Source organism: Streptomyces sp. NPDC093221 (assembly GCF_044753885.1).
In the GTDB taxonomy this organism is placed as follows: Bacteria; Actinomycetota; Actinomycetes; order Streptomycetales; family Streptomycetaceae; genus Actinacidiphila.
On record NZ_JBIVOA010000005.1, the window covers coordinates 623,753 to 633,414 of the forward strand.

Annotated in this window: 5 protein-coding genes; 4 read left to right on the top strand and 1 reads right to left on the bottom strand. The window is 75.6% G+C overall.

Going from position 1 to position 9,662, the window contains the following annotated elements:
* Nucleotides 1–55: 55 nt before the first annotated feature.
* On the bottom strand, nucleotides 56–1,282 hold the full coding sequence (locus ACIQCJ_RS23055) for a methyltransferase domain-containing protein (RefSeq protein ID WP_402712353.1): 1,227 nt from the start codon (nucleotides 1,280–1,282) through the stop codon (nucleotides 56–58).
* Between the two features lie 73 nt (nucleotides 1,283–1,355).
* On the opposite strand from ACIQCJ_RS23055, the gene ACIQCJ_RS23060 reads away from it, so the two are divergent.
* From ACIQCJ_RS23060 to ACIQCJ_RS23075, 4 genes are all read left to right on the top strand, one after another.
* Entirely contained in the window at nucleotides 1,356–1,760 is a 405-nt protein-coding gene (locus tag ACIQCJ_RS23060) for a globin (RefSeq protein ID WP_355337149.1), read from the top strand.
* Nucleotides 1,761–1,892: 132 nt separating this feature from the next.
* Nucleotides 1,893–5,390 carry an ABC transporter permease gene (locus ACIQCJ_RS23065; RefSeq protein WP_402712354.1) on the top strand — a complete coding sequence of 1,166 codons (3,498 nt, stop codon included), beginning with the start codon at nucleotides 1,893–1,895 and terminating at the stop codon, nucleotides 5,388–5,390.
* Nucleotides 5,391–5,607: 217 nt separating this feature from the next.
* The gene (locus tag ACIQCJ_RS23070; protein WP_402712355.1) at nucleotides 5,608–8,364 is read left to right on the top strand and encodes an FtsX-like permease family protein; all 2,757 of its coding nucleotides are present in this window, start codon (nucleotides 5,608–5,610) and stop codon (nucleotides 8,362–8,364) included.
* Nucleotides 8,361–9,413: an ABC transporter ATP-binding protein gene (locus ACIQCJ_RS23075; RefSeq protein ID WP_402712356.1), complete on the top strand. Its 1,053-nt coding sequence runs from the start codon at nucleotides 8,361–8,363 to the stop codon at nucleotides 9,411–9,413. The genes ACIQCJ_RS23070 and ACIQCJ_RS23075 overlap by 4 nt, the downstream gene beginning before the upstream one ends.
* Nucleotides 9,414–9,662: the final 249 nt, after the last annotated feature.

Sequence of the window (9,662 nt, forward strand, 5' to 3'; positions counted from 1 at the left end):
GGCTTCTCGGCCGCCGCGGCTCACAGCGGCCAGCGGCTTTTCCGGCCGCCGCGGCTCACAGCGGCCAGCGGTACGGGCCCGCCGGGTCGTCCAGCCAGGTCCACTGGCGGGGGCCGTCGACGGTGAGGCCGAAGCGGGACCTGGCCGGGTGGCCGAGGTCGCGGAAGACGGTGTGCGCGGACTCGGCGAGCGCCCACAGGTCGCGGGGGCCGCTGACGCGGGTCGTGCCGTCGGCGGTGACGCGGGCGGTGGAGCCGTCGGCGGCCAGCAGCCGGGCGGTGCCGGTCCCGGGCGACCAGGTGAGGTCCAGCGGGCCCGCGACGAGGGTGAGCAGAAAGCGGAAGAGGTCGTTGCCGATGATCCGCGGCGGTGTGCGAGTGGCCCGTACCGCCTGCGCCGCGTCGTCGGCGGCGGGCGCAGGGGCCGTCGTGGAGGGGCCGCGCAGCGGGACGAAGAAGGCCGGGGTGGCCAGGAAGTGCCCTTCGGCCTCGGTGGCGCTCCGTACGGTGAGCGCGATCAGCCCGGTCCCGAGGGGCGCGAGGATCCGGGCGCCCGGCCGGCACTGGGCGAGCCAGGCCGCCGGGATCGCGGGCAGTTCGCAGGTCGCGATCACCCGGTCGTACGGGGCGCCGGCCGGGTGGCCGAGCGCGCCGTCGCCGGTGACGACGGTGACGGAGCGGGCGGCGGGTGTGCCGTACGCGGCCAGGTGCGCGCGGGCGGCGGCGGTGATCCGCTCGTCCAGGTCGATGGTGGTGACGGCGTCGGGGCCGAGCCGGTGGGCCAGCAGCGCCGCGTTGTAGCCGGTTCCGGCGCCGATCTCCAGGACGCGGTGGCCGTCCGCCACGTCGAGCGCTTCGCACATCAGGGCCATCAGCGAGGGCTGGCTGCTGGAGGAGAGCAGTTCGCCGTCCACCACGTCGGTGGCGATCGGCCGGTCGGCGTAGCTGCCCGCGAGCCAGCGCAGCCGGTGGCGCGGGTCGGGGTCGGCGGCGGTGAGCCGGTCCTGTCCGCCGCCGTGCGCCGAGCGCTGGTAGTCGGGTACGAACAGGTGGCGCGGCACCTCGGCGAAGGCGGCCCGCCAGGCCGGGTCGGTGAGGCCGCCGCCCGCGACGATGCGGCGGACCATGCGGGTGCGCAGCGCGGAGGCCGCGGCCCGGTACCGCCCGGCCGCGCCCGTACCCGTATCCGCGCCCGTAGCTGTATCCGTATCCGTATCCGAGGTCGTACCGTCCGCGCCCGTGTCCGTACCCTCCGTGCCCGCTTCCGCGTCTGTGTCGGCCATGCCTCCATCGTGCGCCCGCGGGCCCGGTCCTACGACTCCGGTACTCGGCCGGTCCTTCTGCGACCATGGGGGTGTGAATGAGATCCCGCGCGGCACGGTGCAGCAGCAGACGTTCTACGAGCTGGTCGGCGGCGAGGAAACCTTCCGCCGTCTGGTGCACGTCTTCTATCAGGGGGTGGCGGGCGATCCCGAACTGCGGGCGATGTACCCCGAGGAGGATCTCGGCCCGGCGGAGGACCGGCTGCGGCTCTTCCTCATGCAGTACTGGGGCGGTCCCCGTACGTACAGCGACGAGCGCGGCCACCCGCGGCTGCGGATGCGGCACGCGCCCTTCGAGGTGAACAAGGCGGCGCACGACGCGTGGCTACGCCATATGCGGGCGGCGGTCGACGAGTTGGGCCTTGAACCCGCGCACGAGCAGCAGTTGTGGGACTACCTGACGTACGCCGCCGCGTCGATGGTCAACACCCCCGGCTGAAAACGGCCCTGAGCGGAGGCGAATCGTCCGCTCAACGGTCGGTCACGATCGTATTCCGACAACCTCCGGCACCGTTCACCACGCCCTCCCCCTTTGAGACCATCCGGTCAGCGACAGGACGGGGGCTCGCCGGTGACCGGTTTCGTGCTGCTGCGCGTCCGCGCGCACCGGTTGCTGCTCGCCGCCGCGCTGCTCACGGTGGTCCTCACCACCTCCGTGCTGGCCACCTTCACCGCCTTCACGGGCGCGATCGGCGACGCGGCGCTGCGCCGCACCCTCCAGCACCAGGCCGCGGACCGGTCGACGGTCGAGGTGCAGGCATCGGTCACCGGGCCGACGCGGGACGGGCTGGATTCGGCCGTACGGCGCATCGTGCCCGACGCCTTCGACGGGCTCCCGGCCACGGTCAGGTCGAGCACCAGGTCGGGCCCGTACGGGCTGCCGTTCGCGCTGCGCCCCGCCGGGTCGCCGACGGGCGGGGACCCGGATCTGACGCTGCTGGCCACCTTCGACCGCTCGCGCGTCACGATCACCGAGGGCGCCTGGCCGACGCCCGCGGCCAAGGGCTCCGCCGAGGTGCGGGTCGCCATGCCGGTGGTCGCGGCCCAGGCGCTCACCGTGCGCACCGGCAGCGTCCTCACGCTCACCGACCGGCTCGGCGGGCCGCCGCTGCGCATCCGCGTGACCGGCCTCTACCGCCCCGCCGACCCCGCCGCGCCGTACTGGCACCTGGACCCGCTGCGCGGACGCGGCATCCACACGCTGTCGTTCACCACCTACGGGCCGATGCTCGTGGACGGCGGCACCTTCGGCTCGGGGCGGGTGGCGCCCGCCGAGATGTCCTGGCAGGGCACGGCGGACTTCGGCGGCGTGGGCGTGGGCCGGATGGACGCGCTGGAGCGCAGCGCGAAAGCGGCCGTCGCCGACCTCCATGACGCGAAGCCGACCGGCTCCGCGCAGGTGTCGAGCGAGCTGCCGACACTGCTCGACGGGCTGCGCCGCAGCCTGCTGGTGACCCGTTCGACGCTGCTGATCGGCGCGCTCCAGCTCGTCATCCTGGCGGGCTTCGCACTGCTGCTGGTCGCGCAACTGCTGGCCGAGGAGCGGGCCGGGGAGACCGCGCTGCTGCGGGCCCGCGGCGGCTCCCGCTCGCGGGTGGCCCGGCTGGCGGCCGGGGAGGCGCTGCTGCTGGCGGTGCCCGCCGCGCTGATCGCGCCGCTGCTCGCCGGTCCCGTCACGCGACTCCTGGCGGGGACCGGCGCGCTGGCCCGTACCGGCGTCACACTCGGCGGCGGCAGTGGCGGCGCGGCCTGGCTCGTGGCCGTGTGCGCGGCGCTGGCCTGCGCCTTCGCGGTGATCGTGCCCGCGGTGCGCGGCGGCGGCTCCTTCACGGCCGGGCGCGCGGCACGGTCCCGGCGGGGCGCGCTGCCGGGCGCCCTCCAGGCCGGGGCGGACGTCGGGCTGCTGGTGGTCGCCGGGGTCGCGTACTGGCAGCTGCAGCGCCGGGCGTCCGGCGGCGGCGTGCTGAGCGCCGACGGCGCGGGCGGTCTCGGCGTGGACCCGGTCCTGGTGGCCGCGCCCGCGCTGTGCCTGCTGGCGGGCACGGTGCTGGTGCTGCGGCTGCTGCCGCTGGCGGCCGGGCTCGGTGAGCGGCGCGCGGCGCGCGGTCGCGGGCTCGCGCCGGCCCTGGCGGGCTGGCAGTTCGCCCGCCGTCCGCGGCGCGGCGCGAGCGCGGTGCTGCTGCTGGTACTGGCCGTGGCGATGGGGATGTTCGCGATCGGGCAGGGCGCGAGCTGGGACCGTTCGCAGCGCGACCAGGCGGACTTCACCGTCGGCTCCGACATCAGGGTCACCGGGATGACGACCCCGCCGTTCGGGCAGGCCGGGATCTACGCGAAGGTGCCGGGCATCACGGCGGTGGCCCCCGCGGCCCGCGACGAGGTGCTGCTGACCCAGCAGCGGCACGCGACGGTCCTGGCCATCGACACCGAGCAGGCGGGCAGGGCGATGCGGTTCCGCTCCGACCTCACGGCGGGGCGGCCGGTCGCGGAGCTGCTCGCGCCGCTGAGGGCGGGAGGGAAGGGCGGGGCCGCGGGGAGTGGCGGGGATTCGGGCCGGGCCACTGGGAGCGCCGGGGATTCGGGCCGGGCGGCTGGGGATTCGGGCCGGGCCGCCGGGAGCGCCGGGGATTCGGGCGGGTTCGCCGTCCCCGGTGACGCGCGCCGGGTGGAGTTCACCGCGTCGCTGCGGGCGGTGGACCGGCACGGCCGCCCGATCGCGTCCGCCAACGGCCCCGACCATCTGACCGCCGCGCTGACGGACGCCACGGGTGTGGTGTACGAGTTCGAACTGGGCGACCTGCCGCCGGACGGCGCCCCGCACCGGCTCACCCTGGACCTGGCCTCTGCGGCGGGCACGGCGGGCGGCGGGCCTGCGGGACCGCTGCGGCTGACCCGGATCGACACCGTCTTCTCGCTGCCGGGCGTGAAAGAGACGCACCGACTGACGATCTCCTCCGCGCGGGTCGTCGGGCCGGACGGCGGCGGCGAGGCGCTGAGCGCGGCGGGTACCGGTACGGCGCGGGGCGCCGCTTCGTGGGACGCGCGGGCGGACTTCGACGACCCGAGCCTGGCGGGCGATCCCGGTGCGGTGCCGCCGTCCGCCGAACCGCCCGTGCTGGGCGGCCCCGCGCTGTTCGGCCTGGAGTACGCCACCGGTTCCACGGAGGTGGTCCCGGACAGCTGGCAGGCGCCGCCGACCGCCACCGTACGCACGCGCGTCGAATCGCTCGTGCCGCCCGAACTCCCGGCCGTCGCCACCGACTCGTACCTCAAGGCGGTCGGCGCGAAGGTCGGCGGCACCGCGCGGCTCCAGCTCAACGGTGTGGACATCGTCGCCCGCGTCACGGCCGCCGTCCGCGCGATCCCCGGCACGGCGGACCGGAGCGCCGCCGCCGCGGACGGTACGCAGGACGCGCAGAGCCGTGAGGACCTGGACGCGGGCGCCCTGCTGCTCGATCTCCGGTCCGTCAACCGGCTGTTGGAGTCGCAGGACGCGCGTTCCATGGAGCCCACCGAGTGGTGGCTGGCCACCGGGCCCGGCATGACCGCGCGGGTCGCCGCCGCGTTGCGCGCCCGTACCGACGTCGACGTGGTGCTCGTACGGGACGAGACCGCGGCGGATCTGCGGGCCGATCCGCTGGGCGCGGGACCGCAGTCGGCGCTGCCCGCAGCGGTGATCGCCGCGGCCGTACTGGCCGCGGTCGGCTTCGCGGTCAGCGCGGTCGGCGCGATCAGGGAGCGCAACGGCGAATTCGCGGTGCTGCGTGCCCTGGGCACCCCGCGCCGCCAGTTGGCCCGGATGATCGCCGCGGAACAGGGGACGCTCGTGCTGATCTCGCTCGTCGTGGGCGTGGTGCTGGGCGCGCTGCTGACCCGGCTGATCACCCCGCTGGTCGTGCTCACTTCGCAGGCCGCCCGGCCCGTCCCCGATCTGCTGGTCGAGATGCCCGCGGGGCCGCTGGCCGAACTGCTGGGCGTCGTCCTGATCGCGCCGCTGGTCGTCGTCCTCGCCACCGCGGTGCGCCGCGGCGATCCGGCGGCGGCGCTGCGGCGGCAGGGGGAGGACTGAGATGCCGGACGACAACTCGCGTGAGGGCGGGGGTATTTCGGAGGGCGCGTCGGGGGGTTCTTCGGAGCGGGCCTCGGGGCGGCGGGCTCCGGACCGGGCTCGGGAACGGTCCTCGGACCGGGCTTCGGGGCGGCGGGTTCCGGACCGGGCTTCAGGGCCGGCTTCGGGGCGGGCTTCTGTCGGCACGCCGGTGCCCGGTGCTGACGGTGGCGCGCGCGTGGACACCTCCTGGGTACGGGTCAGGCTGCGGTCCGCGCCCGCCGCCGCGCTCGCGACGGCCGTCCTGGTCCTGGTCACCGCCTTCCTCGCCGCGGCGCTCCCCCGCGCGGTCGACCGCTACGAGGACACCGCGCTGCGGCAGGCCGTCCGGGACGCGGCGCCGCTCGACCGCGGTGTCAGCCTGACCGGCCCCTACAGGCCCGAGTTCACGACGACCGAGCTGCTGGACCCCACCGCCGTCGACCATGTGGAGACGGTCTTCCAGCGGATGGCGAAGCCGCCGCTGCGGCTGCGGAAGGACCGGTCCGTCATCGGGGTGCGCGCCTCGGAGGCGCCGGTGCCCGACCAGGGGCTGCCCCGTACCTCCGAACTCTTCCCGGCCGCCAGCCTGGTGGCGCAGGCGGGACTGGCCGGGCACGGCCGCCTGGTCGCCGGGCGGCTGCCGGCTCCCGCGCCGGACGGGGGCGTTCCGGCGCCGCTGTCGGTCGAGGCCGCCGTCACCGTACGGACCGCCGAGGTCATGCGTCTCACGGTCGGTCAAACCGTGCACCTGCACGGCCGCACCCCGACCGCGCTGACCGTCCGGATCTCGGGCATCGTCGCGCCCCGTGACCCCGCCGACGACTTCTGGACCGAGAACAGCGACCTGCTGACCCCGCAGCTGTCCGCGCCGCCGACCCCGCCGGGCAGCGAGCCCAAGACGTACTGGCACTTCTCGCTGCTCGTCGACCGTACGGCCGCGCGCTCGATGCCGCTGCTGGGCACGCTGGTGACCCGGTACTGGCACCACCCGCTGGCCACCGACGGCCTGGCCGCGCACGATGTGCCCGCGCTGCAAAGGCAGTTGGCGTCCTTCAACGCCGGGCCCGACTCGGTGGCCCTGCAACAGGCCACCGACCCCGACATCCGGCTCACCGGCGGCCTCGGCACCGTGCTGGACGACTACTCCGACGACCGGCGGGCGGTGTCGCCGCTGGTACTGATCGCGGCGGTCGGCGTCGGCACGACGGCATTCGCGGTGCTGCTGATGGCGGGCGGCCTCGCCGCCGAGCGGCGGCGCGGTGAGATCGCGTTGCTGCGCTCGCGCGGCGCCGCCCTGCGCGGCGTCTTCCGGCGGCTGCTCGGCGAGACGACGGCCGCCGCCGTGCCGGGCGGCGCCCTCGGCGTCGCCCTGGCGCTGCTGGCGCTGCCGACCTCGCGCTACGGCACGTCGCTGCTGCTGGGCGCGGCGGTCACCGCGGTCGCCGCGCTGGCGCTGCCGGTCCGGGCCGTGGCGGCGGCCCGGCGGCCACGCGCGGCGGGCCGCGAGGACGTCACCGCTGCCCGGCCGTCGCGCCGCAGACTGGTCGCGGAACTGACCGTCACCGTCCTGGTCGTGGGAGCCGTACTGACCCTGCGGCGGCGCGGCACCGACAGCGGCGGCGACCCGTATCTGGCGGCGGCCCCCGTGCTGGTCGCCGTCGCGGCGGCGCTGGTGCTGCTGCGCCTGTATCCGCTGCCGCTACGTCTGTTGGCGCGCCCCGCGGCCCGGCTGCCCGGCGCGGTCACCCATCTGGGCCTGGCCCGCGCGGGCCGCTCCCCCGCCACCAGCCAACTGCCGCTGCTGGCGCTGCTGGTGGCCCTGACCGTGGCGTCCTTCGGCGGCTCGGTGCTGGCCGGTATCGACCACGGCAGGGACCGGGCGGCGAGCGTCCTGGTCGGCGCGGACGCGCGGGTCGACTCCCGCTTCGGGCTCCCCCGCCAACTGCCCGACGAGGTACGGAAGAAGGTGCCCGGCGTCGGCCGGGTCGTCACCGCCCGCGTCGAGCCGAACAGCCCGACCGCGCCCTTCGGCCTGTCCTACTCGCTGGTGATCGTCGACCCGGCCGCGTACACGCGGCTGACCCACGACATCGGGCTGCCCGCCTTCCCCGCGCAGGCGTTCGACCACGATCCGGGGCGGGGGACGCTGCCCGCCGTGCTCAGCCCCGGCCTCGCCTCGCTGCTCGGCGACGGAACGGCCCGGGTGGACGCCGCCGTCGGCGCCGTCACCGTCAGGACCGCGGCCGTCCTGACCAGCACCCCGGCCGCGCCCGGCGCCGAGTTCGTGATCGTCTCCGCGGCGCAACTGGCCGCCAGACACCCGGACCTGGCCGCGTACAGCCAGTACAGCGGTCCTACGGTGCTGCTGGCGATGAACGCGCCGGGCAGTCACATCGACGGCGGGGCGCTGCGCGCGGTCGCCAAGGAGCCCGCGTCCTTCGTGACGGTGCTGACGCGCGGCGAACAGCGGTCCCGGCTGGGCGACTTCCCCTTGCAGCGCGGCGCGCGCTCGATCTATCTAGCGGCGGTCGCGGCGGGCGCCGCCTTCAGCGCGCTGGCCCTGCTGCTGTCGCTGCTCCAGGCCGCGCCGCAACGGGCCACGCTGCTGGCCAGGTTGCGCACCATGGGCATGACGCGGCGGCAGTCGCGGCGGCTGGTCCTGCTGGAGATGCTGCCGCAGGCGCTGCTCGCCGCCGTCGGCGGTGTCCTGGTGGGCCTGGCGGTGGTCCCGCTGCTCGGACCGGGCGTCGATCTGCGGGCGCTCACCTTCGGCGGCGGCGAACAGGGCGTGGAACCGGCCGACTTCGGGCTCGGCCTGCGGGCCGATCCATGGTCCCTTGCCCTGCCGTCGGCGGGGCTGCTGATACTGGCCTGTGCGGTGCTGCTGATCCAGGTGCGGGTGAGCGGACGGCGGCGGGAGAGCGCGGAGTTGAGAGTGGGGGACCGGGTATGACGGGCGAAGCGGGCGGCGAGGTGCGCGGAGCGGTGGCGGGTCCGGTGACGGGACCTGACCGCGCTCCCGTCAGCAGTCTCGCGGATCTGGAGCGGGCGGTCGCCGAGCGGCGGGAGCGGCCCGCGTACGGCAAGGACGCGCTGATCAGTTGCGACCGGCTGGTGCGGATCTTCACCGCGGACGGGGTGGAGGTGCAGGCCCTCCAGGGGCTCGATCTACTCGTCGGCAAGGGCGAGTTGATGGCCCTGGTCGGCGCGTCGGGCAGCGGGAAGTCCACGCTGCTCAACATCCTGGCCGGGCTCGACGTGCCGACCGCGGGCGCCGCGTCCGTCGGCGGCTACGACCTGCTGGCGATGGACGCCGCGTCGCGGCTGCGGTACCGCAGGGAGGTGGTGGGGTTCGTCTGGCAGCAGACCGGCCGCAATCTGCTGCCGTACCTCACGGCCGCGCAGAACGTGGTCCTGCCGATGCAGCTCGCCGGCCGCACCGGCGGGCTGCGCACGAAGCGGCAGCGCACCGCGCGGGCCACCGAACTGCTCGGCATGCTCGGCGTCGGCTACTGCCACGACCGGCACCCCGGCCAGATGTCCGGCGGCGAGCAGCAGCGCGCCGCCATCGCCGTCGCCCTGGCGAACAGCCCGTCCGTCGTCCTCGCCGACGAACCCACCGGCGAACTCGACTCCGCCACCGCCGAGCAGGTCTTCGCCTCTTTCCGCACCGCCAACGAGGAGTTGGGCACCACGGTCGTGGTCGTCACCCACGACCACGCCGTCGCCAACGCCGTCCGCCGCACCGTCGCCATCCGCGACGGCCGCACCGCCTCCGAGGTCGTCCGCCACACCGAGGTCGACGAACACGGCCAGGAGTCCGTCGTGGCCCGCGAATACGCCACCGTCGACCGCGCCGGCCGCCTCCAACTCCCCCGCGACTACACCGACTCCCTCTCCATCCGCTCCCGCGTCCTCCTCGAACTCGAACCCGACCACATCTCCCTCTGGCCCGACCCCTCCCAACCCCCTCAGCGGACGGATGAGCCCCAGGACGGCTGACGGCCACTCACGTCCGCACCCGCGACGACGAGCACCATGGGGCCGAACGCGGCACGGCAGCCGCCGACGGCGGGAGGGTGCACGGGGGGGGACCCTCCCGCAGGGGTGGAAGCATCTGCACGGGTGGGCGGGTGGGAAAAAAAGCGGACAGGCCCTAGGTGTATTGACCTGGAGGGTTGTTGACGCGGGTGATGGGTGGCTGGCCGCCGAGTGCGGTGTGGGTGCGGTGGTGGTTGTAGGTGTGGAGGA

Excerpts from the sequence above, each read along its gene's own strand:
- ACIQCJ_RS23075 (WP_402712356.1), top strand. The coding sequence starts at position 8,361 with ATGACGGGCGAAGCGGGCGGCGAGGTGCGCGGAGCGGTGGCGGGTCCG.
- ACIQCJ_RS23055 (WP_402712353.1), bottom strand. The coding sequence starts at position 1,282 with ATGGCCGACACAGACGCGGAAGCGGGCACGGAGGGTACGGACACGGGC.